This is a genomic window from Rhizobium sp. SG741 (assembly GCF_012275435.1).
GTDB lineage: Bacteria > Pseudomonadota > Alphaproteobacteria > Rhizobiales > Rhizobiaceae > Rhizobium > Rhizobium lusitanum.
Map to the genome: position 1 here is coordinate 124,203 of NZ_JAAZQP010000014.1, position 26,441 is coordinate 150,643.

Annotated in this window: 25 protein-coding genes; 12 read left to right on the forward strand and 13 right to left on the reverse strand. The window is 58.8% G+C overall.

The features are described 5' to 3' along the window. Positions 1 to 33 precede the first annotated feature (33 nt). The 7 genes from FHT29_RS28535 to FHT29_RS28565 all read left to right on the forward strand — a co-directional run bounded on the left by FHT29_RS28535 (position 34) and on the right by FHT29_RS28565 (position 6,578). Positions 34 to 549 (forward strand): ubiquinone biosynthesis methyltransferase UbiE, encoded by a 516-nt coding sequence (locus FHT29_RS28535; RefSeq protein ID WP_168600675.1) that lies wholly within the window; start codon positions 34 to 36, stop codon positions 547 to 549. Then, positions 546 to 1,721, forward strand: a complete 1,176-nt coding sequence (locus tag FHT29_RS28540; RefSeq protein WP_047561708.1) for a class I SAM-dependent methyltransferase — start codon at positions 546 to 548, stop codon at positions 1,719 to 1,721. The genes FHT29_RS28535 and FHT29_RS28540 overlap by 4 nt, the downstream gene beginning before the upstream one ends. After that, positions 1,718 to 4,078 carry a SpoIIE family protein phosphatase gene (locus FHT29_RS28545; RefSeq protein WP_168600676.1) on the forward strand — a complete coding sequence of 787 codons (2,361 nt, stop codon included), beginning with the start codon at positions 1,718 to 1,720 and terminating at the stop codon, positions 4,076 to 4,078. Before FHT29_RS28540 ends, FHT29_RS28545 begins: the two co-directional genes overlap by 4 nt. Before the next feature lie 4 nt (positions 4,079 to 4,082). After that, on the forward strand, positions 4,083 to 4,637 hold the full coding sequence (locus tag FHT29_RS34760) for an ATP-binding protein (RefSeq protein ID WP_246703164.1): 555 nt from the start codon (positions 4,083 to 4,085) through the stop codon (positions 4,635 to 4,637). Positions 4,638 to 4,657: 20 nt separating this feature from the next. Then, the gene (locus FHT29_RS28555) at positions 4,658 to 4,996 is read left to right on the forward strand and encodes a hypothetical protein (protein ID WP_168600678.1); all 339 of its coding nucleotides are present in this window, start codon (positions 4,658 to 4,660) and stop codon (positions 4,994 to 4,996) included. 200 nt (positions 4,997 to 5,196) lie between these two features. Further along, positions 5,197 to 5,670: a transposase gene (locus tag FHT29_RS28560; protein ID WP_168600708.1), complete on the forward strand. Its 474-nt coding sequence runs from the start codon at positions 5,197 to 5,199 to the stop codon at positions 5,668 to 5,670. Between the two features lie 362 nt (positions 5,671 to 6,032). Further along, entirely contained in the window at positions 6,033 to 6,578 is a 546-nt protein-coding gene (locus tag FHT29_RS28565) for a hypothetical protein (RefSeq protein WP_348644906.1), read from the forward strand. A 325-nt stretch (positions 6,579 to 6,903) separates the two neighbouring features. Here FHT29_RS28565 and FHT29_RS34765 read toward each other — a convergent pair whose 3' ends face one another. From FHT29_RS34765 to FHT29_RS28585, 3 genes are all read right to left on the reverse strand, one after another. Then, entirely contained in the window at positions 6,904 to 7,167 is a 264-nt protein-coding gene (locus tag FHT29_RS34765; protein WP_047561701.1) for a hypothetical protein, read from the reverse strand. A gap of 444 nt (positions 7,168 to 7,611) precedes the next feature. Next, positions 7,612 to 7,869 (reverse strand): DUF2934 domain-containing protein, encoded by a 258-nt coding sequence (locus FHT29_RS28580; RefSeq protein ID WP_168600680.1) that lies wholly within the window; start codon positions 7,867 to 7,869, stop codon positions 7,612 to 7,614. Positions 7,870 to 8,145: 276 nt separating this feature from the next. Beyond that, positions 8,146 to 8,487, reverse strand: a complete 342-nt coding sequence (locus FHT29_RS28585; RefSeq protein ID WP_168600681.1) for a hypothetical protein — start codon at positions 8,485 to 8,487, stop codon at positions 8,146 to 8,148. Positions 8,488 to 8,632: 145 nt separating this feature from the next. Between FHT29_RS28585 and FHT29_RS28590 the strand changes: the two genes are divergently transcribed. From FHT29_RS28590 to FHT29_RS28600, 3 genes are all read left to right on the forward strand, one after another. After that, the gene (locus FHT29_RS28590; RefSeq protein ID WP_168600682.1) at positions 8,633 to 9,283 is read left to right on the forward strand and encodes a UdgX family uracil-DNA binding protein; all 651 of its coding nucleotides are present in this window, start codon (positions 8,633 to 8,635) and stop codon (positions 9,281 to 9,283) included. 63 nt (positions 9,284 to 9,346) lie between these two features. Next, positions 9,347 to 10,489: an HlyD family secretion protein gene (locus FHT29_RS28595; protein ID WP_168600683.1), complete on the forward strand. Its 1,143-nt coding sequence runs from the start codon at positions 9,347 to 9,349 to the stop codon at positions 10,487 to 10,489. A gap of 1 nt (position 10,490) precedes the next feature. Then, complete coding sequence (locus FHT29_RS28600) at positions 10,491 to 12,098, forward strand: DHA2 family efflux MFS transporter permease subunit (RefSeq protein ID WP_168600684.1); 1,608 nt, start codon at positions 10,491 to 10,493, stop codon at positions 12,096 to 12,098. A 10-nt stretch (positions 12,099 to 12,108) separates the two neighbouring features. Here the strand turns inward: FHT29_RS28600 and FHT29_RS28605 are convergent, their stop codons facing one another. The 6 genes from FHT29_RS28605 to FHT29_RS28635 form a co-directional block, all read right to left on the reverse strand. Continuing rightward, complete coding sequence (locus FHT29_RS28605; RefSeq protein ID WP_168600685.1) at positions 12,109 to 12,987, reverse strand: NAD(P)H-binding protein; 879 nt, start codon at positions 12,985 to 12,987, stop codon at positions 12,109 to 12,111. Between the two features lie 100 nt (positions 12,988 to 13,087). Next, a complete protein-coding gene (locus FHT29_RS28610) occupies positions 13,088 to 13,951 on the reverse strand; it encodes an AraC family transcriptional regulator (protein ID WP_168600686.1) in 864 nt (287 codons plus the stop codon). Between the two features lie 424 nt (positions 13,952 to 14,375). Further along, entirely contained in the window at positions 14,376 to 15,668 is a 1,293-nt protein-coding gene (locus FHT29_RS28620; RefSeq protein WP_168600687.1) for a DUF882 domain-containing protein, read from the reverse strand. 258 nt (positions 15,669 to 15,926) lie between these two features. Further along, complete coding sequence (locus tag FHT29_RS28625; RefSeq protein ID WP_037191819.1) at positions 15,927 to 16,922, reverse strand: ABC transporter permease; 996 nt, start codon at positions 16,920 to 16,922, stop codon at positions 15,927 to 15,929. Positions 16,923 to 16,951: 29 nt separating this feature from the next. After that, the gene (locus FHT29_RS28630) at positions 16,952 to 18,493 is read right to left on the reverse strand and encodes a sugar ABC transporter ATP-binding protein (RefSeq protein ID WP_168600688.1); all 1,542 of its coding nucleotides are present in this window, start codon (positions 18,491 to 18,493) and stop codon (positions 16,952 to 16,954) included. Positions 18,494 to 18,610: 117 nt separating this feature from the next. Further along, positions 18,611 to 19,573 (reverse strand): sugar-binding protein, encoded by a 963-nt coding sequence (locus FHT29_RS28635; RefSeq protein WP_037191814.1) that lies wholly within the window; start codon positions 19,571 to 19,573, stop codon positions 18,611 to 18,613. Between the two features lie 464 nt (positions 19,574 to 20,037). On the opposite strand from FHT29_RS28635, the gene FHT29_RS28640 reads away from it, so the two are divergent. Together FHT29_RS28640 and FHT29_RS28645 are read left to right on the forward strand one after the other, a co-directional pair. Continuing rightward, complete coding sequence (locus FHT29_RS28640; RefSeq protein WP_244655298.1) at positions 20,038 to 21,108, forward strand: LacI family DNA-binding transcriptional regulator; 1,071 nt, start codon at positions 20,038 to 20,040, stop codon at positions 21,106 to 21,108. Between the two features lie 315 nt (positions 21,109 to 21,423). Then, a complete protein-coding gene (locus FHT29_RS28645; protein ID WP_037191811.1) occupies positions 21,424 to 22,074 on the forward strand; it encodes an HD domain-containing protein in 651 nt (216 codons plus the stop codon). 7 nt (positions 22,075 to 22,081) lie between these two features. Here FHT29_RS28645 and FHT29_RS28650 read toward each other — a convergent pair whose 3' ends face one another. From FHT29_RS28650 to FHT29_RS28665, 4 genes are all read right to left on the reverse strand, one after another. Further along, positions 22,082 to 23,044, reverse strand: a complete 963-nt coding sequence (locus FHT29_RS28650) for a GlxA family transcriptional regulator (RefSeq protein WP_168598603.1) — start codon at positions 23,042 to 23,044, stop codon at positions 22,082 to 22,084. A gap of 96 nt (positions 23,045 to 23,140) precedes the next feature. After that, positions 23,141 to 23,293: a hypothetical protein gene (locus FHT29_RS28655; protein WP_210255568.1), complete on the reverse strand. Its 153-nt coding sequence runs from the start codon at positions 23,291 to 23,293 to the stop codon at positions 23,141 to 23,143. A gap of 11 nt (positions 23,294 to 23,304) precedes the next feature. Continuing rightward, entirely contained in the window at positions 23,305 to 23,865 is a 561-nt protein-coding gene (locus FHT29_RS28660) for a GNAT family N-acetyltransferase (RefSeq protein WP_037191807.1), read from the reverse strand. 22 nt (positions 23,866 to 23,887) lie between these two features. Next, complete coding sequence (locus FHT29_RS28665; protein WP_168600689.1) at positions 23,888 to 26,245, reverse strand: Orn/Lys/Arg decarboxylase N-terminal domain-containing protein; 2,358 nt, start codon at positions 26,243 to 26,245, stop codon at positions 23,888 to 23,890. Between the last annotated feature and the right edge of the window lie 196 nt (positions 26,246 to 26,441).

Sequence of the window (26,441 nt, forward strand, 5' to 3'; positions counted from 1 at the left end):
TTTCTGAGGCACATTCCATCTAGGAGGTTTCGCTTGAACACCACGGAAACGCCGGCAGATGCTGCCTTCGAGCCGATGCTCGAGCTGGAAATGAAGATGGCCGCCTTTACGGCGGATTGGCTGAACTGCGATCAATGCTCGACCTATGTCGCCCGTATGGTCAGTCTTGATCGTCACGATCCCATCCGCCACGCCAATGTGCTTTCGTCGGCCCTGAATGAACTCTTCGAGATGTCGTTCCACGCGCGGGAGCGCGATGGTGCTTTTGTCTGTCGCTTCTACCGCCGCGACGAAACGGAGCGGATAGAACTGACCTTTCCCTGTTCGCCTGAGAAACGTCGCTTCTACGATGCGGTCGTGACGGGCTTGAAGAGCGACGAGGCGCTTGCGAATTATCTCGATGTGATCACGAGTGGTGCCGCGCCAGCCGAGCATGCGATCCTTCTCGGTCTGGCCATCAACTACGACGCCGACATCACGCTCTACTATAGGGATACCGGAATGTTGACCTTTGTCGTGGATCTGCCGCTCGAAAGGCTACTCAATTGAGCACCTATTCGTCCCACCGCTTCACGGCGCAATTCGACGTCAACAATCAGGAGTTCTCTCTCTGCGGAGTGCTCAGACCCCATTCGGTCTCGGAACTCGCCGATGATCTGGCCCTACTGCGAAACGGCGTCGAAACGGTGAAGGGCGTCTGCTATATCAATTTGAAGCGTGTCACCCATATGAACAACACGGCGTTCCGCGCCTTGGCGCATGTCCTCATCGACGCGACCCGCTCAAGGCCGGATATCAAGCTTACCGTGGTCGCGTCGAGCGTCGTCGCATGGGCGTCCCGGTTGTTCCGCCATCTAAACGATCTCTCGCCCAATATCACCGTCGAGATTTACGACTCTGCCTTCTATCCGGGTCAGACATTCGTCGAGAACCAGAGTTTCATCCCGATCCTCAGGACTCAAACCAAGATGACCTGGCGGCATGAGCGCGAGATATTGCCGCGCCACGGGCTTCGCGAGGGTATGCATATTGCCGATATTTGCTGCGGGATCGGCGATTTTGCGATGCTCTTGAGAAAGGACTTCAAACCGGCCCGGATCGTTGCACTCGACCACTCGATTCCAAGCCTCGCCTACGCCCGCACAGTGGCGGAAAATTTCGACGTCCAGGACATCGAATATACCTATGGTGACGCATCGCAGATGCTGTTCGAGAGCAACCAGTTCGACTTTGTGACCTGCCGGCACTCTCTGCAAATCTTCGACCGCCCGGATGTGCTGCTGCGGGAGCTCTATCGTATCTGCAAACCGGGTGGCAGGGTTTACATCACCAACGAGAAGAACTCCCATTGCCTTGGAGAGCCGAAAGCCGAGAGCATCCAGTGGACGTATAACGAGGTTGCCAAGCTATTCGCTCATTTCGACATGGATGTCGAAATGGGACCGAAAGGTCGTCGCATGTTGCTGGATGCCGGTTTCAGGAACGTGCAGATGGAAAGTTTCATGGTGACCAATCTCGACGACGATCCCCAGGACTTCGCTGACATCATCACGGCATGGCGGAATGTCTATGCCGATGAGATGGCGGTCAGGAGAGGCGATTCACCTGAATTCATCGATCGGTTTAAACAGGGATTCGAGGACCACATCTTTGCCGCGCTTCACCCAAGAGGCTATGCCGGCTGGCCTATCTGGGCCTCATCGGGACAAAAGCCGCTATGACGATGCCACCAACCGCTAAACCGAGACTCGGTCTGCGTTCCTTTCGCGCCAAATTCCTCATCGTTGTCGGAGGTGCCGTCCTTTTCGACCTGCTGGTCAGCGGCGGTCTTGCACTTTGGAATGTGCAGCGTCTCTCCCGCAACGCGACCGCCCAAGTGGGCGAAGGCCTGGAAAAGGCGAGCCAGGATTATATCCGCTCCTATACCAATTCCACGGCCGCCCAGGTCGGTCTGCTTCTCGACCAGGTGCATTCCGATGTGAGCGCGCTGGCAGGGGTGCTCCAGGGTCAGATCGATCATCCCACAAGGAATGGAAATGTCGGCACAGCCTTGGCCAAAGCTGCCCCCGATGCCGTGACGGTGACCTACGATCCCGTTGGCCAGTGGGCGCAAAATCTTCCGGGAGGGCCCTCCGTCATCAGTGTTTGGGGTTACATGCTGGACAAGGACCACCATCCCTTTCCGCAGGTACAGGCCGACATTGAGACGAGCGCCATACTTGATCTTGTCGCTCCATCGCTGCTGCATAACGGCGCGTCGAAGCTGCAAATGTACTATATCGGTCCCAGGGAGCGCCCGATCTTCCGGACTGCGCCTTACACGACGCAGGCGCAGACATTCGACCGGCTCTACCCAGGCCACAACAGTGCTGATTTCTGGACTTTCTTTTTTCCTGGCCTTTATGAATCCTGGCAGCAATGGGCTTTGTCTCCCTCGTCGCGGCCGGTTGCCGATTACATTAACCAGACCGCTCCCTACACGGACGCGATTACCGGAAAACTGATCGTCAGCTTCTTCCATCCGCTTTGGACAGCGGACAGGCATGGAGTGGCAGGTGCCGCCGGCGCCGATATCACCCTTACTCAGCTTGCCGAGATCGTCGAGAATGTGAAGGTTGCCCAAAGCGGCTTCGGCTTCTTGACCATGTCGAATGGAAATGTCGTCGCAATCAATCCGGTCGGAGAGAAGGCCATCGGTTTGCGAGCGGCGAACGACGCCGCCAACAAGGGCGTCACCGGTCTCGACCGCTCGCTGCGGAACAGCACGCAAAAGGCCATTGCGACCATGCCGCTTGATGCCGATGGTGCCATCCAGCACATCTCGCTCACCGAACACGGCGAAGAGGTTCCTTATCTCGTAGTCGTCAAGCAATTGCGTCCCACCAATCTCTGGGTGAGTGGGCCCATACAGCGCGAGGTCATGTCGCTTGGAATCGTCGTGCCAGAGCGCGAGATCTATGCTTCGCTGATTGCGGCCAAGGAGGAGATATCACGCGCGACCAACAGGATTTTGCTTTATCAGATCCTCGCGGTTCTCGTGTCGCTGATGATCGTCACCGCTGCGGTCTTTGCGGCGTCGAAGCGCATCACCGGCGGTATCAGCGCGCTGGCGGGTGCCGCCAAGCGCATCCAGGCAAAAGACTACTCCGTCAGGGTCGACATTCCAACCAGGGATGAGGTGGCTGAAGCCGGCGTCGCATTCAACCGGATGGCCGAGGAGATCAGCTTTCACACCGAAAATCTCGAGAAGCTGGTCGTGGAGCGGACGAAGGAGATAGAGGCGGCAAAGGAGGAGATCTCCACGCTCGCCAATCAGTTGAAGAGCGAGAACCTGCGCCTTGGTGCGGAACTCGATGTGGCGCGGCATATTCAGCGCATGGTTTTGCCGCGTGCCAAGGAGCTGACAGCCTTCAAGCATCTGGAAATCGCCGCCTACATGCGCCCGGCCGATGAGGTCGGCGGTGATTATTATGATGTCCTGCAGCACGGAAACAATCTGAAGATCGGCATTGGCGACGTGACCGGCCACGGGCTTGAGAGCGGTGTGCTGATGCTGATGGTTCAATCGATCGCTCGCGCGCTGCAGGAGGCCGGCGAAATGGATCCGGCAAAATTCCTGGCCGACCTCAACCGCACGATTTTCAAGAACATCGAACGAACCGAGACGGACAAGCACATCACCTTATCCTTCCTCGACTATGACGGTAAGAGATTGACGATATCGGGCCAACATGAGGATATGATCATTATCCGCCAGAACGGCGAGGTCGAGCGCATAGATACCGGCGACCTCGGTCTTCCGGTTGGCCTCGAAGCCGATATTACGCAGTTCATCGACACGCGGGAAGTATCGTTTGAGAAAGGTGATATGGTCGTCCTACATACGGATGGCGTCACCGAAGCTGAAAACCCCAGCGGCGAACTGTTCGGCTTCGAGCGGCTTTTGCAGGATGCGCGTCGCTTGCATGGCGGAACCGCGGAAGAGGTAGTCAAGGGGATACTCGACGATCTGATGGCCTACATCGGCACGCAAAAGATTCATGATGACATTACCCTCGTCGTCATGCGGCATAGGTGAGAGCATGACAGTCGTACTATATGGCCAAGAAAATCTCGTTTCTTTCGATACAAGCCAAGCTCTGCGGCTTCGCTTGCTTGACGGACCGCTACGGCTCGCGTGGCGGCATTCAGCTATAACCTCGGACTTTATCGCAGAAACGATAGCGCTCGGCTTTCGGTCTTCCGAACGCCACTACAAGACCATAAGGCATGACATAGGCTATCTTACGAATGAGCTGATCGAAAACGCCATCAAGTTTCGCGCTTCCGGTGAGATCGTTATCGAGGCTCTGACGGATGCCCATAACTTTAGAATGCGGATAGCGAACTTCGTCGACGACGATACCACCGCTCGATTTCAACAATTGTTGTCGAGGGTGATAGCCGGCGATCCGAACGAGCTCCTCATAGAACAGATCGAGGCTGCTGCGCTTGAAGGTGGCAACACATCCGGATTGGGACTGTTGACTTTGATGAGCGATTACCAGGTTCATCTAGCCTGGCGTTTCGAGGAAGATCGGCCGCACAGGCGAACTAAGCTGGAAACCTATGCTGCGATGGCAATTGCGCTATCGTGAACCCGCGAGAGGCATGTTGTATGGAAATCAAAGAAGAAGCGTTCCGCGTCTGGTCCGAAGGCACCACCTTGTATTTTGATGGAACCATGCGCCTGGCGGGTCCAGATGCCTATGCGCCGGTTTATGATCTGGCTAAAAAAGTGCTCGACGAGGGCGGTGGTAAGGCTACTTTCGATCTGACCGGCCTGCACTTCTTGAATTCTTCTGGTATCAACTTGCTTGCCAAACTGACGATCGAGGCGCGCAAGCATCCAGACATTCACCTTACCGTTTGCGGCTCTTCACAGATTCCATGGCAGATGAAGTCACTGCCAAATCTGAAGAAGCTTCATCCAAGCCTGGATTTACGTCTGACATAGTGGCCTCAAGCAATGAGCTAGGCCAAGTGATGTTGACGTCACATATTCTGATGTGTCCGGCACACATTTTATCCGCAAGGGCTGGATGACCACGCAGCATGGATCCCGGATCAATCATCCGTGGAGCACCGGGCTGGCGGTTGAGTTGACTCTGTCGTTCACTCGGCAGACAACAGGCAATGGCTAAGGAGGAAACACTGATGGCTGACGAGACTAACACGGGACCGCTTGCTGCAGTTACGGGGATAGAGGCAGAGGTGAAAACGCCGAAGGTCAAGAAGCAGAGAGCGCCACGCCAGAAGGCGGTTGCCACACCGGTTCAGGCTGAAGCAAAGGCGACTGATGCAACGTCGGCTGTGCCAGTTGCAAAGCCCAGGAGATATAGCGAGCAGGAAAGAGGCGAAAAGCTCAAGCTGATAGGAACGCAGGTCGCCGGGGGTACAAGTACGCTCAGGGACGCGATCAAGAACGCCGGCATATCGGAGCAAACCTACTATCAGTGGAAACGGACAGCAAAGGCCGTTGACCAAGGGGGGGAGAAGCCTGTTTCGGTCGGCAACGGGTTGGCCGATCTCGTTCAACTCGAAGAAGAAAACCAAAGGCTTCGCAAGATTCTGGCGGAAAAGCTGCGCGCAGAAAATGCGGAGCTGCGCAAGAGGCTAGGACTGGACTAATCCAAGATCGGAATGGAGCGGGCGGTCAGTCTCTCCATTGAGTGCCGGGCATTGTTTGACGCCGGCATTTTGTAGGCTCGTCTCCAGCGAGCTCCATCAGGGTGGACAATCGAAAAGACAAATGTTTCGCTTGTGGAATCACGTCAGCTACGAGACTGTTGATGCGCTGGGCAAAACGTCGCCCTTGCGCTCCAACCAGTTGAAGCGCGCGGTGAGGAGCTATATTTGTCCGCCAGCAAAATACAGCGGCGCCGATCGGCGTCGGTTTTTCACCAGTTGCTTAAGGTTGGGAATATATGAGAACGCCACAACGGAGTTTCGTTGTTGAAGTCAAGTCGGGGCGACGACAGTCAAAGACACGGGTGAGCTCAATTTGGGGAGACACTGACCTCAAGGCTCTGGCCCGCGAAGTCCATGATAAGCCATCGCATCCGTTCAGCTCGAATGACGTATCCCGCACGCCGGATGCGGGTGAAGACAAGCTACCTGATCCGAGCAATGCGGGTTCTGTCGGCGAAGATGCGGACGATCTCGATGTTGCACAAACGTTGATACCGTCGACCGTGGCTACGGAGTTTGACGCGCCGAAGCAGCAGGCGGATCGCCCGAACGTCGAAGCTGTCGCACAGATGCAGGAGAGCGAGCCGGCACCGCAGCCTCAAGCGGCTTCGGGGCGCGCTGCGAGGAAACGCACCAGGCACGGCTCCACCCATGCGAATGCGCAGGCTTCCACGGGTGCACACGAGAAGCAAAGCGCGCAATCCGCGACTTTCGAGGATCCGATTTCCTTGGACGAAGTGACCGCGCTTGAGGCAGAAAACAAGCGGCTCAAGAGGCTGCTGGCTGAACAGCTTCGAGCCGAGAATTTGCGGCTTAACAAGATGCTTGAGCGGTTTGATGTCACATGAGGAAACCGCGTCCTTCAATGGCCGTGGCGTTTACCCTGCTGATGTATCCTGAGTGTTCCTCAGCTTGATCGTATAGCAGCTGAGGGGCTTGGTTATGATCGGCATCAATAGCTGCTATCATGGACGACGCCCATAATCTCTCCGCGGCGGGATACGCTCACCAGGAGATTGTCGTCGCCTCGCGTTGCCTCGACCAGGTAGCGAATTTCGACGTGATTTACGTTTTTCACGCGATAGCCACGGCCCCCAGGAGACGGATCACATCGTCCGGACCGAAGTTGCCGCGGCGCTCTCCCCACCTGTTACGCGCATCGTGATGGTTGTTTCAGGCATGAAGGAAATTCTGCTCCGTGTCATCCTGGGCGGAATAGTCGTCCGACGACTGATCCTGGTGAATGACGACTTGAGCAAGTGCCGGGGTGATAGGGCCAATTATCGTGGCGGCAGCCAGGCCCAGCGTGATGAAGGCAGCCTTCATGGGTATAATGAAGGCTCGTAAGTCATGTCCGCGGCCACGGCAGGCACGGCGGAAGAGAGAGCCAAGGCGGCGATAGCGAATATCCTGAAATGCATTATTGAGATGCCTCATCTTTGTTCTGCAAAAGAGAGGGCACTTGCGAAACGCATCAGCCCGCCTCGTGACGAGTCACTATGTGCCGGGCCCATGTTGCGGAGAGGGATCCGAGGCCACTTCGTGTCCGCCTCATCAATCGCGTAAGGAGACTCTGCGCTCGCAGTTTGATCCAGATTTTCGATCAGCCACTTCCCAGATGGTTCCTGTGTAGCTTTCGTAAGCACGATGCAGCTACTCCGACCGTCGAGCCGACGGCGGAGGGATTGAAAATTGCACCATCGAACGGCTCGGCTCCGACACCTATGCCTATGTCGTTCATGGTGGCTATCAGACGACCGTCCGGCTGCCGGGCAATGTTCAACTAAGCGTTGGCCAGTCTGTCAGTCTCACCATCGCTTGGGAGCAATTCCATCTTTTCGATAGAGACGCCCATTGCATTTCGGTGAGCCATTAGGCCGGCTATGAAATACGATCTACCATGATGCGCTCATCTCCGTCTTCTGGTTGCAAAGCTTGATCCGGATTGGGAGGAGTTGCCTTCTGTCGAAATCTAAGAAGCAACTCCTCTCCATCTACGGACGCTCGCGAACGCTCCATGATATCGCGCTCGGCAGCAGCTTGCTTCCAATGTTCCTGATCGCATCCAGACGGACGCCCGGCCGCTTCCCAGATGGCGTAGGCACGCTTGCTAATCCATGCAAATCTGTCGTCAGCCATGTTTGCTCTTCCTCTGGCAACGTGGAACCTTGATTGAAGGACAGCCGGTCCAATGGGCTGCGGCTTCATGATGCTATGCTTGATTTTCCATCACATACGCATTGTGCGCGCCGACGACGAAGACATCGTGAACGTCCGTCTCTGTCATGATGTCTTTCGTCGGTCGGTAGCCCTACGAACCCTGACCCGCACCAATTGTTCCCGAGTGTTCCGCCTGGAAGTGCCCATGCCGCCTATGCCAGTGCCTGGACGGCCAACCAGGCTCTAATCTCTCCCTCACTCGTGCTCGTCGAGGTCGATCTGGCCTTTCTCAGCCAGGATCGGCAGGGCGATGTTGTGCTGCTGCTCGTTCACCTGCACGGTCACCAGCGTTCCGCCGCGTTCGAGAGCTGTGGCATAGGCGGCGCGCTGCTCCTCATGGAAGAAAATTCCCGTCAACGCGTCGAGGAAGCCGAGATGGTCGATAGGGTCCGTGTCAGGGCGGTTACCCGGCGTCATGGTGACGGCATCCTTGGGTATGCCGGCATCCATCAATGCTTCGGCCGCAGCCTCCGCATCATATTCATCGTCGAAGAACGCGGTCAGCGTGTAGGAGCCGGTCTTGCCTTCGCTGCTCATGATATCTCCTCCATGTGCATGATTTCTCCGTCATAACGAAGATCGGAGGTGAGGGTTCCCGAGTGAGGAAATGGGCCGGCATGGAACAAAAAGAACCGCGATCAGTTCGTCTTGCGATAGCTTTTAAAACCGTTGCGAGCCCCCAATGCTCGAAAAACTTCCTTTGTCCATCACTGGCCCATCGCTCGCGCGCGCTCATGCCGAAGCGGCGACGCTCGATGATCTGCGCCGCGATGCAGATGCCTGCATGCGCTGCGATCTCTATCGCGATGCGACGCATCTTGTCTTCGGCGAGGGGCCGCGGAATGCGGAGATCGTACTTGTCGGCGAACAGCCCGGCGACAAAGAGGATCTGGCAGGAAAACCGTTCGTCGGGCCGGCTGGCCGTCTTTTGGATCAATGTCTGGAAGAGGCTGATATCGATCGGGGCCGCTGCTACGTCACCAACGCCGTCAAGCATTTCAAATACCAGATGCGCGGCAAGAAGCGTCTTCATGCAAGGCCCAATGCCGGGGAGGTGCAGCGTTGCGCCTGGTGGCTGGGGGCTGAACTTGAGCTCCTGAAGCCGAGGCTGGTGGTGGCGCTCGGTGCAACAGCGGTATCCTCGCTGCTCGGCTCGAAGATCAAGGTCATGCGCGACCGCGGTCACATTATTCGTCCGGCAGGGGAGATTGATATTCTGGTGACCATTCATCCTTCGGCGCTCTTGCGGATCAGGGAGCCGGACGAGAAGGAAAGAAGTCGGCTCGCCTTCATTCGAGATCTGAAGAAGATCCGAAGTTTTCTGCGGCATTGACCACCGCCATCTGCCTACCAGCCGGGAACCGAACCGTGCAGGACAACAATCAAAGGTCATGTCATGGCTGACAATCAACCCAATATCATGGAAACCAAGCCAAATCGGCCCAAGCAGAAGATCCCCGCGAATGCGGATAGTCCAACCCCTGCGCCGGAAACGAAGCGGCCGTCTTTCATCCGTCGCCACCCCTTCTGGGTTTTGTGCGGCATTGTGGTGCTGGCGGCCTCGATCGTTGCGTCGTGGTTTGCCTGGCGGGTCTATTTCTATCCCTACGAATCGACGGATGACGCGTTCGTCGATGCACGCAGTTTTTCGGTTGCCGCCAAGGTCTCCGGCTATGTGGCGGATGTTCCGGTGACCGATAACCAGCATATGCAAGCTGGCGACGTCATCCTGAAGATCGATCCGCGCGATTACCAGATCGCACTCGATCAGGCGAATGGGCAGATTGAAGTCGCCAATGCCTCGGTCCAAAGCACCAGCGCACAAATCGACGCGGCCGACGCTGCTATCGACGTGGCAAGAGCGCAACAAAATTCGGCAACCGCCGCCCTTCAATATGCGCAGCAGGAAGCCAATCGTCAGCAGCAGCTGGTCAAGAGTGGGTCAGGCAGCGTGCAGTCGGTGCAACAGGCAACCGCGACTTTGCAGCAGGATCAGGCGAGCCTTGCACAGATGCAGGCGAACGTCACGTCGGCGCTGAAGAACAAGGCGGTCTCGGAGGCCCAGAAATCCAGTGCGCTTGCCAGCCTCAAGCAAGCCCAGTCGCAGGCCGAGGAGGCGCAACAAAACCTGAGCTATACGACGATCACCGCAGCCCAGCCGGGTCGCGTCGTTCGCCTCACCGGCGCCAAGGGTCAATATGTCGAGGCGGGGCAGGCGATCTCGATGTTCGTTCCCGACGAAATCTGGATCACCGCGAACTTCAAGGAGACACAGCTGACGGACATGCGGCCGGGCCAGCCGGTGGATGTGACGCTCGACGCCTATCCCGATCACACGCTGCACGGCAAGGTCGCCTCCGTCCAGCCCGGTTCCGGCACGGCGTTCTCGCTGCTACCCGCTGAAAACGCCACCGGCAACTATGTGAAGGTTACCCAGCGCGTGCCGGTCAAGATCATCGTCGACACATGGCCTGCCGATGTCGCCATCGGTCCCGGTATGTCCGTGGTCCCGACGGTTACGGTTCGCCCGAGGAACTGAGATGAGCGGGGCAAGCTCAGCCGCCGGCGGGACAGGAGTTGCCGCCCACGCCACCAATCCGTGGCTGATCGCGATCGTGGTGTCGCTTGCGACCTTCATGGAGGTGCTGGACACCACGATTGCCAATGTCGCGCTGCGCTATATCTCCGGTGGTCTTGCGGTTAGCTCCGACGAGGCATCCTGGGTGGTGACGACCTATCTGGTGTCCAACGCCATCGTGCTTGTTGCCAGCAGCTATCTTTCCGAGCGGTTCGGGCGGCGACGGTTCTATCTCCTGTGTCTCGCGACATTCACGATCGCCTCTATCCTGTGCGGTCTTTCCTGGAACCTGCAGACATTGCTGATTTTCCGGGTCATCCAGGGGTTTGCCGGTGGTGGTATGATCCCGACCTCGCAGGCGATCCTCGCCGATGCCTTTCCGCCGGCAAAGCGCGGCCAGGCCTTCGCGCTTTTCGGCGTGGCCGTCGTGGTCGCACCGGTCGTGGGTCCGACGCTTGGCGGCTATCTGTCGGACAATTTCTCCTGGCACTGGTGCTTCCTTATCAACGGCCCTGTCGGCGTTTTCGCCTTCGCCCTTGTCTACATCTTGTTGAAGGAGAGCCCCGAGACGGCGCAGAAACGTCAGGAGTTCCGAAAGAAGGGAGTCCGTTTCGATCTCGTCGGCTTTTTGCTGGTCGCGACCTTTCTCGGCTCGCTCGAACTTACCCTCGATCGTGGGCAGACGGAGGATTGGTTCGGTTCCGGCTTCATCATTGCGACGACGGCGATATGTATTTTGGCGTTTGCTCTCGCAATTCCCTGGGTGCTGACGCAGGCCAATCCGATCATCGATGGATGGCTGCTTGGCACCCGGCAATTCGGATCCTGTTTCATCGTGATGATGGCAACCGGCGCGATCCTGATCGCTACCACACAGTTCATTCCGCAGGTCGTGCAGCAGAACTATGGATACACGGCAACCTGGGCCGGTTTGGCGCTGTCGCCCGGCGGCCTCGTCACCATGGTGATGATGTTCGTCACAGGTCGCCTGAATTCATTGATCCAGCCGAAATATCTGATCGCCGTCGGCGCGGCGATTATCGCAGTGTCGATGTGGCAGCTGACGCGGCTTTATCCCGGCCTGAACTTCGGTTTCTTCGTCTGGTCTCGCCTCTATATCGGCCTCGGACTGCCGCTGATCTTCATCCCGATCACCTCGGCCTCCTACTATGGCCTGAGACGGGATCAGACCAATCAGGCGTCTGCCATGATCAATGCTGCCCGCAACATCGGCGGCTCTATCGGCGTCTGTATCGCTTCCAACGTGCTGGCGCATCGCCAGCAATGGCATCAAAGCCGGCTGGTGGAACATATCGTGCCGTCCTCGCCCGCCTACCACGAAACGCTGCAGACAATGTCGCGCTATTTCGCGGAAAGAGGAGCAACGACGGCGAATGCCACAGCCCAGGCGACTGCCTGGATCGGCCAGCAAGTGCAAACCCAGGCAAGCTTCCTGGCCTATATTGATGTGTTTCACGTGCTGATGCTGGTAGTACTCTGCGCCATCCCGCTCGCTCTGATCCTCAGCAACGTCAACCTGAAGGAAGGCGGCGGTGGAGGAATGCATTGAGGCTGTAAGCTCACCTTTGTGCGCCGAGAAGCGGCCGCAGCGCGTCCACCAACTCAATCTTGCCACGGCGGATCTCGCCTACATCGCTTTCCGCATCTATCCTGCCGGCATTGTGGGCGACATAAAGTTCTATCAGCAGCCGTGCATAGTCCTCGGAAAGACCCGCTCGTATCAGCACGGTCCGCCATTCCGTTTCGGGCAGCGGCTGGGCGACGACGCTGCTGCCGGCCAGAAGGCCAATGGCGGCGGCGACGTCATTTGGCGTGTAGCGTCTCGGACCCTCAGCGTGGACGATTCTGAGTTTTGCGGTACTGTTATCCAGCAGTAGTGCGGCTGATATCGTCCCCACGTCGAAGGCAGAGACGGTGGGGAGCAGCTTGGTTAGCGGACGATAGAAGCTCGGCAATCGGCCACTTTCGGCGGCGGCTTTTGCAAGACGTGACCAATTCTCCATATGTTCGGCCGATCGCAGGAGGATAAGCCTGGAAGGCAGCTTTCGCAGCCGCGCCTCCAACGCGTGAAAGATCAAGGTGACGCCTGTGCCGGAACTCTGCTCCGCGCCGTAGTCGGAGATGGCGAGGACGAGCTGAGGGTTGGCTGCCGCCAAAGTCTCGCCCAGTGAATCGATCAGTTGCAACATTCGCGAATGCGCATGCTCCGCACGAATATCGACCGGGCAGATGATCTGGACGGCGCGGGCGCCATTCATTGCCGTGGCCAAGGCCCGGCGATCATGCAGGTCGGCAATGGCGATCTCGCAGCCGAGGTCGGAAAACTCCCGCGCTTGCGAGGGATCGCGCAGCACGGCGCGGACCGGCGCCCCGGCTTTGCGCAGGGCGGCAATAGTCGTGCGGCCGATTTTCCCAGTGGCGCCTAGAATGACGTGCATCGCGTCTTCTCCTGTTCGTCTGCCAGCAAACCTATCCATTGGCGCACGCTGGTTCGCGCAGGTTCGGACAGCCTATTGCAGGTTCGGACGACAATCGATGTCAGGAATGCATTCGGGTTATCATGCCGGGCGTGAGCCCGAGAATGCGCCGCATCCAGTGCGCCATGTGGCTTTGGTGGGCAAAGCCGGTCTCCAATGCGACCTGAGCGACGGGCATGTTTGCAGCCATAAGAAGCAATCTGGCGCGCTCGACCCGGCGCGTCAGGACATATCTATGGACCGGCATGCCGAAGGTGGCGCGAAACAGTGGTTTCAAATGCGATACACTGAGCCCTGCGACCGCGGCGAGATCGGCAAGAGACAATGATTGATCGATATGATCCTCGATGAATTCCGCGAGACGTCGTTGTTGTCGGCTGGTCAATGTCGCGCGTGCGTCGGCAGGCTCGAACCGCTTTTGCCCGTCGCTTTCCACCAGGCGGATTGCGAGAGCCATGCCCAGCATGTCCGCATAAGTCCTGTCGGACGGTATGATCGCCTCGATCTCCGCCTTGATGGCCCAGGCTATCGACTCGATCCGTGGATCACGAAGCTGGAATTTAGGTGCCAGCGAAACGGTTTCCGGATCCCGGCCGAGCTCGCGGGCGGCGGCATTGAGGAGTTCCGGCCGGATGTTCAGCCGCAGAATGGTGCAATCGCGATCATCTTCCCACCAGCCATCCAGTCCCGCGGGAACGACGTCGATATCGCCGTGTTTCTGCTGCCGGCGATAATGCCGGCCGTCGCACTGGCAGTGGGCATTCACGGCGCGTCCAAAATGAATGCCCAGCCGGTGCGTTCGCGATCCGGGCACATGTGTGCGGCCGGCCTGAATATGCAGGAACTCTGCCTCCAGACCTGTCCAGCCGCGATCCCTGCTGGAAAGAAGGGTACTGGCGGCATTGGCGTTGCTGAGCCGATCCATGATGTCGTCTTCCGGCTAGATCCGACGCCCACAGTCTGGGGCGACCTTATTTCTCGAATATAGGGACGCCCGCGCATCCGGTCGAGCCGTGTTCTAGCTCCTATAGATCTGGGAGAGGTTGCCGATCGGATGGGTGAGAAGCTCGCCTGCCATTTCGTTGGCTATGGAGAGAAAGCGGAAAAATCTCCATATTCTTCGGTGCCATCGCGTCCGCTTGGCACGACCCGCAACCTCATGAGGCTAACGTCGGATTGAGCGCGATGTTCCGATTTGAGCATGTAGGGATCGGTGAGCTCATCCTTGGCGACGATCCAGGGCCCGAGCACATTGACACCGCCGAAGCTCTTGCCCTTGGAGCCGCGCCTTTACGAGGTAACGCGGGCACTCGGGTTTTCATGCGCAAAACCGCGGCCGCGAGCGAAGTTCAGCCCTCGAAGCCAAATCTTTCGCTGTCGAATTTATCCTCGGCAACCGCGGAAGCACTGTGCCCGGCGTCTGTTGCATCTGCTTCCATGGGGAGCGGCGCACCGACCAGATCGGGAAGCGTCATTTCCATCGCAGTGCCCGGAGGCTGTAAGGCCCATGCGACAAGGGCCCCTGTGGACATGGCGCCGACGCCGGCCGATACCTCCTGTGCGGCGGTGGTCGGCAGATCCGCCATGGGCTGCATCCTCGCCATGGCATCGTTCAGCGAAGCTCCCGAGCGATCCGCAACGAGCAGGTTGCCCGCATGGTTGCGTCCCACCACCAGGCTCGCAAGGGCCGTGGGGACGGTTCTTTCAGGGGCAGATGTCGGGATCACCACGATGCTGTTCGGTCGCGAAGCCGGCAGTGGGACGGTATAGGATGCGAGGTCGGCGAAGGGTCGAATTTCATTCTCTTCCGCTATCCGTTTGCCGAGTTGAAGCTCCAGTCCATTGCCGGCCCGGCTTCGCGGCGTCGGCAGCATGGCGGTGACAAGGCTTCTGCCGGCCAGAGGGTCGGAGGAGGTCGCCGGGGTTTCGGCGTCATCGTCTTCGTCCGCAATGGCCGCAATCCTGCTTCCCGCCAGGCGGACGCGTTTCTTTGATTCCGCGACCGCGACTTCGTAACCCGGCAGCGGCCTTCCATCTGCTGGCAGATGCATGGTCCGCCCCGTTGGAAAGAGCCGCGCGAGCTCCTGGCGCGACATTCTGGGCCAGGCACGGACATTGCCGACGTCCAGATGCACGAACGGCGATCCGGATGTCGGATAGAAGCCGACGCCGCCGACCTGCATCTGCATGGCCACTGCGCGCAGGGTCGCAAGCTTCACGCCCGGTATGTAGAAGTCCATCGCCTTGCCAAGCGTGTGCTGGCTGTGTTTCGCGACACCGGAACTCCGCGATCGGTTTCGCAGCATGCTGTTTGTCGAAGGCGAGCGATAGGCCGAGACGACGTGAATGGGTTCCCTTGCGCCACTGCGGCGATAGACTTCCCAGACCAGATCGAGCAAGTCCGGATCGATCCTGGTCGGCTCGTTCTTCCGCCAATCGCGCAGGAAGCGGTTGATCTGCGCCAGGCCCTTCGGATCGAATTTGCCGCCGCGCTTGAAGACGATGGTTGCCCGTTCGCCGGTATGCGTGAAGAAGAGCTTGAGTGCTCGGTCGTCGGCCGCTGCCTGCGCAGTTCCGGCTAAAGCGCCCAGTACCAGCACTGCAATCAGCGCCACTCTGCAAGCGACGAAGGACAGGGCCATTGCTAAAGTTGTCGTCGGAATGGAAAGGATCGCTAGGTGCACGGATACGACTTTCGCCCTTGGTAAAAGACACAGGAAATCAGAGGCGCCGCATCTGCGACATCGCTTTCGCTCCAATTATGGTCAACAAATGCCTAACGGATGGTTTATGGCGCATAGACGCGACGTGAACCGTCGGCTTGGCGATGCGGAAGCAGGCTGGTTCCGGCCCGAACAGCATCGGCCTGCGCGGCTAATCGGGCCTAAAGGTGACTGCGCTTACTCGGCGGGCAGCCGCGCGTCAGGCCGGCGGGCGGCCGATATCAGGAGCCGCCTTGCGCGGATTGCGGTCCATTGCTGGTCGATCAGCACCCCAATCAGGATAACGCCGCCCATGACCGCGAAGTTGAGCGAGGAGGGGATGCCGAGAAGATTGACGAGGTTCTGCAACTCCTGCAGCAGGATCGTGCCCAAGACCACGCCGATCAGAGATCCTTCGCCGCCGCGCAGCGAAAAGCCGCCCAGCACCGCCGCTGCAATGGCGTAGAGCTCGTAGAACTGCCCATGGCTCGCCGGCGAGATCGAACGGGTGTACATCGCGAAATAGATCGCGGAGAGCGCCGTCAGCACCCCGCATATGACATAGGCTATCATCACCATCTTGGCCGTGCGAATGCCGGAATATTTCGCGGCTTCCTCGTTCTTGCCGATGGCATAGAGATAGCGTCCATACACGGAGCGATGAAGGACGATCCACATGACGGCCGCGATAATCACCAGCGCGATGAAGGTGTTCGGCACGCCGTAAAATCGGCCGGCGGTCAGGAATTCCAAATCGGGAAAGTTTTGGCCGAAGGCGAAACCTGCCGTGCCATCAGCCGTATAGAAACGCGCCGCCCCGCGATAGATCAACAAGCCGCAAAGAGTGACGACGAAGGGCTGGAGGTTGAGCCGTGTAATGAGCCAGCCGTGGATTGCACCGAAAATGCCACCGAGGATCAGGATCACCGGCAGCGCGATGGGCCAGGGCATGTTCTGGACGGCGACAAAATCGATGAAGAGTACGCCGAGGAAGGCAACGAGGGAGCCAACGGAAAGTTCGATCCCGCCGGTGATGATCACGAAGGCTTGCCCGATCGATAATATCCCGAAAAGGCCGATGAGATTTGACGTATTGGCCAGGTTGATCGGCAGAAGGAACCGCGGATTGATGATCGCGACGACAATGCCGACGGCGATGATCAACAGGAGCAAGCCCAGATCTTTCTTACTCATCGTATATCCATTCGATTTGGCCGCAGCCGTTAGTGTATCGCCTTGCCGACGGCCAGCAAAAGCACGTTTTCCTGACTGAACTTATCTTTCTCGAGGATCCCGGCGATTTGCCCCTCATGCATGACCGCGATACGGTCGGAGACGCCGATGACCTCCTCCATGTCGCTTGAGATCATCAGGATCGCCACGCCGGCGTCGGCGAGTTTGCGCATCAGGCCGTAGATTTCATTCTTCGCCCCGATATCGATGCCGCGGGTCGGTTCGTCGAAGATCATTACCTTCGGGTTCATCGATAGCCACTTGGCCAGGACGACCTTTTGCTGGTTGCCGCCCGAAAGCGTGCCGGTGCGGGTCGAGACGGACGGCGCCTTGATACCAAGCCGCCTGCCCTGGATTTCCGCAGCGGCATTTTCCCGCTCCGACGAAACCATGAACCGAGGCGCGTGAACGGGAAGATTGGGCAGGGATATGTTCTGCGAGATCGGCAGATCGAGAAGGATGCCGTTGAGCTTGCGGTCCTCCGGCACCAGGAAAATGCCATTGGCGACCGCTTTCGTCGAAGAGGTAAGCTTGACGTCTTTGCCATCAAGCGCCGTGGAGCCGCCATAGTTTTTGTCGATCCCGAAGAGCACACGAGCGAGCTCCGTTCGGCCCGATCCGACGAGGCCGGCCAGCCCAAGGATCTCTCCATAGTTGATGGCGAGATCGACCGGCCGGGTCGGATAAGCGGCGGTGCGAATGGCCGTGACCTTCAGCGCGACATTGCCCGGCGGCCGGTGGGCTTCCGCAACACGCGCGGTCAGTGCCCGGCCGATCATCAGCTTTACCATCCGGTCGTGATCGATCAGGTTTTTGGGGAGCGTCCCCGCGAGCGTTCCGTCTCTCAGAACGATGACGCGATCGGCGACGCGCTCGACCTCATGCAGGCGGTGGGAAATGAAGATGACGCTGATGCCATCTGCCTTGAGCGCCGAGATGACGGCAAGAAGCTTTTCGGTCTCGGCAAGCGGCAAGCTGGATGTCGGCTCGTCAAGGATCACAAGGCGAGCGTTGATGGACAGCGCCTTTGCGATCTCGACCATCTGCTGTTGAGCAAGCGACAGCGAGGCCACCGGCGTGTCCGCCGAAAAATTCGCGCCGACGCGCTTCAAGAGCGGCGCGACCATCATACGCAGGCGGCGTCGGTCGACAAGCTTCAGGGGGCCGCCGCGCAGCGGCTCGCGGCCGAGGAAAATATTGGCTGCAACGTCGAGATTTTCGAACAGGTTGAGCTCTTGATGCACAAAGGCAATTCCAGACGCGATGCTGCTTTCAACGCTAAGGGCAGCATGTTCCGCTCCGTCGAGCAGAATGGTTCCGCGGTCGGGCTTTACGACGCCACCCAGGATCTTCATCAGCGTCGATTTGCCGGCGCCGTTCTCGCCGACGAGCCCGATCACTTCGCCGGGGCTGACATCCATCGAGAAGTCATCAAGCGCAACGACGCCAGGATAGGTCTTGCCGATGCCCGAGAGGCTGAGAAAGGGCGCCGTCGTTTCTGTTGATACCAGTGTGTCTGATCGTTGGTTCATAACGGATATAGAGCCTGCAGGATATGCGATGCGGCTTGAATGCCGATCTCAGCTTCGCGCGCGATCAAGGTGTAACAGCGCCGGATCAATGGCCGGCGCTGTTACAGGAGATGATCTTCAGTTGCCGGCCATCGCCTTCAAATTTGCGGCATAGGCGTCGACGTCATCCTTGCCGATAATCTTCGTCGGGATGATGATCAGCTTTCCAGCAGGAATACCCGATTTGTCGCCCTTCAGATAGGCGGCCATCAGTTTCATGCCCTGATAGGCCCACAGGTAGGGCTGCTGCACCACCGTGGCGGCAATCGTGCCTTCCTTGACACCGCCGAGCGTGATCGGATCGTCATCGAAGCCGACGACGGTGATCTGGCCGAGCTTGCCCGCTTCGCGCAGCGCCTCGTAGATGCGTGGCGTATTGTAGGAATAGAAGCCGACCATGCAGGTGACGTCAGGGCTGGCAACAAGTGCATCCTCGACGTTCTTCTTGGCTCTGGTCTGGTCGATATCGTCGCCGCGCACGTCTGTCAGCTCGATCTTCGTGCCGGCGATACCGTCCTTCATGCCCTTGATACGCTCCTTGGCATTGTCGGCACCGAGCAGGCCGACGAAGCCGATGCACTTGCCACCGTTCGGCATGGCCTTTTTGGCGATTTCGGCAGCTTGCTTGCCGGCATCGACATTCGACGAGCCGATATAAGCGACGCGGTTCGTATCCGGCGCATCGCTATCAGTCGTAAACAGGGCGGTCTGCGAGCCGATCTTGTTCAGGCCATCCGTCGAGGTCTTGGGATCGACAGCCGAAACCATGATGCCCTTGACGCCAGCTGAAACCAGGTCTTCCATCAATCGCTGCTGAATCGCGACGGAAGACTGCTCGGGATATTTCAGTTCCAAGTTGAAATCCGGCAGCTCGGCCTGTGCCTTCTTGACGCCGGCTTCGGCGGCCTTCCAGAAGTCGGACGCGCCGTTGACGACGAATGCCAGCGTCGGCTTGTCGGCAGCATAGGCGACCGTGGCCGTTGCATAGCTCAGCATCAGCCCTGCCGCAAAGGCGGCAGCACCACGTGTTACGTATTTCATGATAATCCTCCCATAGACCCGTTAGCAGGATCCAGTTGCAACTCGCGGCAGACCGGTCCTGAACCCCCTCCTAGGGCCTCTCGCAAGCGAGACACGGCACGTCCAACCACGCGGTCAACGGTATACAACTAATTTCAATTAGTAAATAGTATTACCTTAATGACCATGGGGCATTTCCTCCGACGTTGCGACACAAGTGTCGTTTTCCATCAAGCTTTTGGGCAAAGGACGGCTTTGATACGTTGACAATTCGCTATTCTACCCTTCGACAGTTGCCGAAATCCTCTCAACAGTGCTAATAAAAATTAGCGCGGGGCAAGGCGGTGGGGAAATGTCCGCCAGTTTCGCTTCAGGGGAGACGAGATATCGCTATGAAAAGAACAATCGCCGCAGACGGTGGGCAAGCGGCCGACGGCAACACGGCGCCGAAGCGGAAGGGCCGCCGTCTGGGCAGCAGGGTTACGATGACAGACATAGCCAAGGCTGCCGGATGTTCGCAGGCTGCCGTCTCTTTCGTCCTCAACAATACGCCCGGCATGCGCCTGTCACAACAGACCCGCGACAGGGTCATCGAAGCGGCCCGTCAGCTCGGTTATGTCGCCCCGGTGTTTACCACGCCGCCGGCGCTTGCATCCCAGTCGAAACTGGATGGCGTCATCGGCTTTGCGGTCGACCAGCTTGCAACCAGCCCGGAGGCGGTCGTTGCCATAGAAGGCGCGCGTCAGGCGTCGTGGAATGCCGGCAATGTCCTGCTCGTCGCCCAGACGATGAGCGATCCGGTCATGGAGCCGCGGGCAATAAAGGCGCTTACCAATAGCGGGATTTCGGCCCTTATCTACATGACGATATTCACCCGCGAGGTGGAACTCCCCGACTATTTGTACGACCTCAATATTCCGCTTGTTCTCCTTAATTGCTACACCTCGGACTATGCGTTTCCGGCGGTCATCCCGAGCGAAATCGCGGGCGGCCAGACGGCCACCCGGCATTTGATCTCGCACGGCCATCATCGGATCGCGACGATCACCGGCGAGCCATGGATGCAGGCGGCTCAGGACCGGCTGACGGGCTATCGCAGGGCTCTGGCAACGGCCGACATTCCATTCGACCCCGAACTGGTGATCGAGGGCGACTGGTCGGCGAGTGCCGGCTATTCCGCGACGATGAAGTTGCTCTCGCTTGCCGAGCGCCCGACTGCAATCTTCTGCCAGAACGACCGCACCGCCATCGGATGTTATGAGGCTCTCAAAGAGGCGGGGCTGCATATCCCGAAGGATATGTCAGTGATAGGTTACGATGACGAAGACATTTCCCGTCATCTCGTGCCTCCTCTGACGACCTCCGTCCTTCCGCACATGGCAATGGGCCAATGGGCGATCGAACATCTTGAGACAGCGATATTGCCGCGGGAGCGCCGTTATCAGATTACCAAGCTGGAATGTTCGCTTGTCAAACGGGCGTCCGTCGCTGCCCCCGCCGGTGTGCATGCGATTGCTGGCGCAAGGGCGGCCAATCGCAGAGCGCGAAAAGTCTGATGCATTGGCAGCTCGGCTTTCGCGGAAAGACGAGATCGCTCTCCACATCGGTGGATTGTCTAGGGGCTAAGCCCATTGGCCGCCAAGCCACAGCATCGCTTCATCGGCAATCCTGAACTGCACGGCGACTTCTTCAGCATATGCCATCGGCCGAAAACGGGCTCGAATTGGCAGGAACCGCCCCCTCGGATCGATTGCCGAGGGCGGGTGCCGACTGCCATGTTGCGGCCAACGAGACGGTTCGCCCCGCAGCCTTTTCAGCACCCGGCAACCTCGATCTCGGTATCGTTCAATCTTTCTCAAAGGAACCCATCGATGGCAGACGAACCGAAGATGATCGCGGGCATCGCTATCCCGGACAGCGCAATGACAAGGGCCGCAACCGAGCTGGTACGGGATACGGAAACGGATCTCCTCTACCACCACTCGCGTCGCGTTTTCCTCTTCGGCGCCCTGGCGGGCAATCGAAAGGGGCTCGGTTATGATCCGGAGCTTCTCTATATCGGCGCCATGTTCCATGACATGGGCATCATGGACGAATATGCCAGCGAGACGGACCGCTTCGAGGTCGACGGCGCAAATGCAGCCCGAGCGTTCCTGACCTCCTATGACGTCTCCGAGCGCGATGTCGATGACGTCTGGGATTCGATCGCGCTTCATACCACTCCCGGGATCCCGCAGCACAAGAGACCAACCGTGGCGCTCGTGACCGCCGGCGTGGAAATGGACGTGCTGGGCATCGGCTATCATGACGTCAGCGATGGCCAGCGCGAAGAAGTTTGCCGTTGCCATCCGCGCGGGCTGAAGTTCAAGCACGGCATCCTGACGTCCTTCTGCCTTGGCACGATCCGTAAGCCTGAAACGACGTTCGGCAACGTCAAGGCCGATGTGCTTTCCAAGATGGACCCGACCTACAAGCGCGGAGATTTTGTCGAGATGATCCTCAGCTCTCCGTGGGAAAGTTGATCGGGCTTCACTTCGGAGCCTTGAACTGATCTCGGTATTGCACCGGCGAGATGCCGAGATTTCGTGCAAAGACCTGACGCATGCGCTTCGGGTTGCCGAAGCCGCATTCGTACGCGATCACTTTGAGAGGGTCGTCCGTTCGCTCGAGCATGTTGCGCGCGGCGTCGATGCGGGCCTTTTCGACGAATTCGGCTGGGGGATGTCCCGTGCCGGCAACGAATGCCCGCGCAAAGCTGCGGACGCTCATGGAGGCGGCAGTGGCAAGGTCCGCCACCGAGAGCCGCTCTCTCAGGTTGGACATGACAAACGCAGCCGCAACGGAGATCGGAGATTTCTCGTCCGAGAGCGTTTCCACATAGGGGCTGAACTGCGATTGGCCGCCCTGACGCTGGGCCACGACGACCAGTCGCTTTGCGACAGAAAGCGCCAATGCTGATCCGTGATCGTCGCGGATCAGCGACAGGGCAAGGTCGATGCCGGCCGTCACTCCGGCGGAGGTAATCATCGGCCCGTCGCGCAGATAGATCCGGTCGACTTCAACATCCGCCTTCGGAAAGGTGGATGCAAGACGCCGCGCATTTTGCCAGTGCGTGGTAACCTTGCGCCCATCGAGAAGCCCCGCCGCTCCCAGACAGAATGCCCCGGTGCAAACCGAACCGAAGATCCGACTGGCGGCGGACAGGCGGCGGACGCAATCGATCAGGTTTTGCGGGAACTTGGTATCCGGAAGGGCGGGGCCGCCCGCGATCAGGAACAGGTCGTAGGGCCCGGCTGCTTCGTCATAGGATAGATCCGCGACCAGCGTCATGCCATTCGATGCGCAAAGGGGAGCTCGGTCGGGACCAATCAATGTCACCTGGTATCCATCGTCGCCGGTGAGAAAGACGGTCGCCTCGGCGAAGACATCGAGAGGTCCGGCCACATCCAGCATCTGAACGCCGGGAAAAATCAACATTGCTACCGTACGCATCCGCATCCCCATCACGCCCCTTGGCCACTTTTGGGTGCGTAACGCCAATGTAAAATCGGCCACGGCTAAAATGCCAGCATATTCATGATGATCCGCTCAAGGCAGCCGGTTGCCGCGTACCGGCTCGAACAGATGCGCTTTCTTCACATCGATCTTGAGCGAGACGGACTGGCCTGGCGACACCGAGGGGCGGTCCCTGACGGCCGCGTCTCCTGGGATAGAGATGTCAGCATACTCATCGCGCATCATTCCCGTTCGTTTCAGCGGGTTGAAAGCGCTGGCGGCGGCGGCGCAGCGGTTGTGCCGGAGCCGAGCGAGCGCTGGACCATCACGCTGTCGGCCCAGCGGCCGTAACGATAGGCGACGCCTGGCAATAAACCAACGCGCGCGAAGCCGAACCGTTCGTGCAGGGCGAGCGAAGCAACGTTATCGGCATCGATATAACCGATCATCTGCCGGAAACCGGCGGCTGCGCAGGCGTCGATCAGCCCGCGCATGAGCAGGCTCCCGACGCCCTGGCCGATATGGTCGTGATGCACATAGATCGAGTGCTTGACGGTGTAACGATAGGCCGGGCGTTTGCGGAACAGCACCACATAGGCGTAGCCTACCACCACTCCGCCTTTGATCGCGACGACATGGGGGAAGCGGCGGTTCTTCAAATTCTTGCGCCGCTCCCGCAGATCGTCCGGTTGCGGCGTGTCGCTATCGTCCACCCCATCCTCGATGCCGCGGCGAATGTGGCGGCGATAGATCGCCAACATGGCATCGACGTCGGTTTCCCGGGACGGGCGAATGACGATTGTTTTGTCCTGCTCCATGATTGAACCTGAATTTCCCAGCCTATTCGGCAACGACATAGGTATAGAGCCGGACGCGGCCAGATGCATCGGTCTCGCGATAGAGCCCTTGAATCTCTACCTCAAATCCGGGGAAGGTGTTGAAGCTGGTCTCAAACATCTTGAGATAATCGATCATGGGTTGTGCCTTGTCCGTCAAGCGTTCGCCCGGCACAATGGTGGCGATGCCCGGGGGATAGACCACGAACGGCGTTGTTGCGATGCGGCCGGCGATGGCGTCGATCGGCAGATACTCCACATCATTGCGCACCAGGCAGCGCGCCGCATCATGGGGCGAGAGCACGATCGGCGGTAGGTGTGCAGCGGAAAACTGCATTGCCTGAAGCGCGCTGACATTGGCTTGGCGGAAGAAGCGGTGCATTTCTCCGCACAGATCGCGTAGCCGCACCCCTGCATAGCGGTCCGGCCGGCGGCGATAGAATTCGGGGATTGCCTCCTCCAGCAGCGCATTGTCGTCGTGGAGTTTTTTGAAGGCGACGAGGCCGCTGATCAATGTACCGGCTTTACTGGCTTCCACGCCGGGGGTGAGGAGGAACAGCAGGGAGTTGAGGTCGTTCTTCTCCGCCACGATACGGTTTTCCCGCAGATATTGCGCGACCACAGGCGCTGGAATGCCATGCTCGGCATAGGTGCCGTTCGCCCGATCAAAGCCCGGGGTGAGCAGGGTGAGCTTGTTGGGATCTGTCATGGCGAAGCCCGGTTCCATCCCGGAAAACCCGTGCCATGCCGCGTCGGGAGTCAGGTGCCAGAAGGCAGGATTGGTGGCGAGTTGGTCGGTGGTGACGCTCTCCCAGGGCACATCATGAACCGCACCGGGGCTGGACACATCCGGGATCGCCACCCGGTCGGGCACGAAAGGTTCGAAGAACCAGCGACGCTCGGGGCGATGCTCCTTTTCCTCGAACTCGCGTCGCACGGCCCGGATCTTCTTGCGCAGCTCGATGCCGAGACGGATCGTGTCGTCCCACAACACCACGCCCGAGCGACCCTTCATCATCTGCGCGCCCACGTCGAGCGAGGCAAACAACGGGTAGAAGGGCGAGGTCGAGGCGTGCTGCATGAAGCTCTCGTTGAACCGCCGATGCTCCACGCGGCGCTTCTGGCCGGAGATATGCCGATCCTTCATGTGTATCTGGGACGCCTGCGAGAAGCTCGCGAGCTGTTTATGGGTAGATTGCGTGGCGATGATGCCCGGCGCGTCGGGGCCAAGATCACCAAGGCCCATGGCAAAGCGTCCGGTATATAGCGGGTGAAATTTCATGAAGCCCGCCCATGCCTCGTCGAAGAGGATATAGTCGCACAGGTGCCCGATGCGCTTGAGGATCATCTCGGCATTGTGGATCGTGCCGTCATAGGTGCACTGCTCCACCACCGCGACGCGGAACGGACGCGGCTTCTTATAGGCATCGGGATCTTTCACCAGCGGATGAGTACGGATGCGCTCTCGCAGGGCCTCCTCGTCCAAGGCTGAGAAATCTATCGGACCGATCAGCCCATGGACGTTGCGTTTGGTCGGCAGGTAGACCGGAATGCCGCCGGAGATCATCAGAGCGCCGTGATGGGCTGCTTTGTGGTTGTTGCGGTCGAACAGCACCAGATCGCCGTCGGTCACGAGTGCGGAGAGCGCAACCTTGTTGGAGGTGGAGGTGCCGTTCAGTACGAAATAGGTCTTCTCGGCGCCGAAGATCTTGGCTGCCTCCTTCTGTGCAGCAAGTGCCGGCCCCTCGTGGGTCAGCAGGTCGCCGAGGTCGAGCACCGAATTGTCGAGATCGTCGCGGAACACCGCTTCACCCAGATGCTCCATGAACACCCGACCGATGGGGCTGCGGCTGTAGAACACGCCGCCATTGTGCCCAGGGCAGGTCCAAAGCTGGTTACCTTCCTCGGCATAGTCTACCAGCGCGCCGAAAAACGGTGTCTTCAACGTCTCGGCATATTGCTTGAGCCGGCTGATAAGGTTCTTGGCGATGAAGGCAGGCGTTTCCTCGGAGAGGAAGACATAGCCGTCGATGAAGTCGAGCACCTCCACCGGCACGTCCTCGAAGCGTTTACGGCGGATAAGCAGGATGATCGGGAATTCGAGGCCGCGGCGGCGCATCAAATTGATGAGAGAGGCAGTCTTGCCCTCGAGCCCCTTCTTGCCCCAGTCGACCATCATGCAGCCGATGGCGGCGTCCGTCTGTACGGCGATCTCTGCGTCTTCCAGATTGCGCGCGCGCACAACCTCGAAACCTGAGCGTTCGATTTCCTCAACGATCTGGTTATAACGGGTTCCTTCCAAATCCTCGTTGTCGAAGGCCGGCGTCGCGAACAAAAAGTTAAAACGTCTGAAATATTCCATCTGGCCACCCGTTCTTGATTCGGCACGAGGTGTCGACGCATTTCATGACGTGGTTGTGACAGGGTACCGAATGTCCGAGAGACCGCAACAGTCTTTTCGGAGACAGAGCTGTGAGGACTGCAAATCTCCGCACTTGGCGCGAAGGGACAGCTACCTCTGTGAAAAAGCATCGAAGAAAGACCCCGTCGAGAGGGCG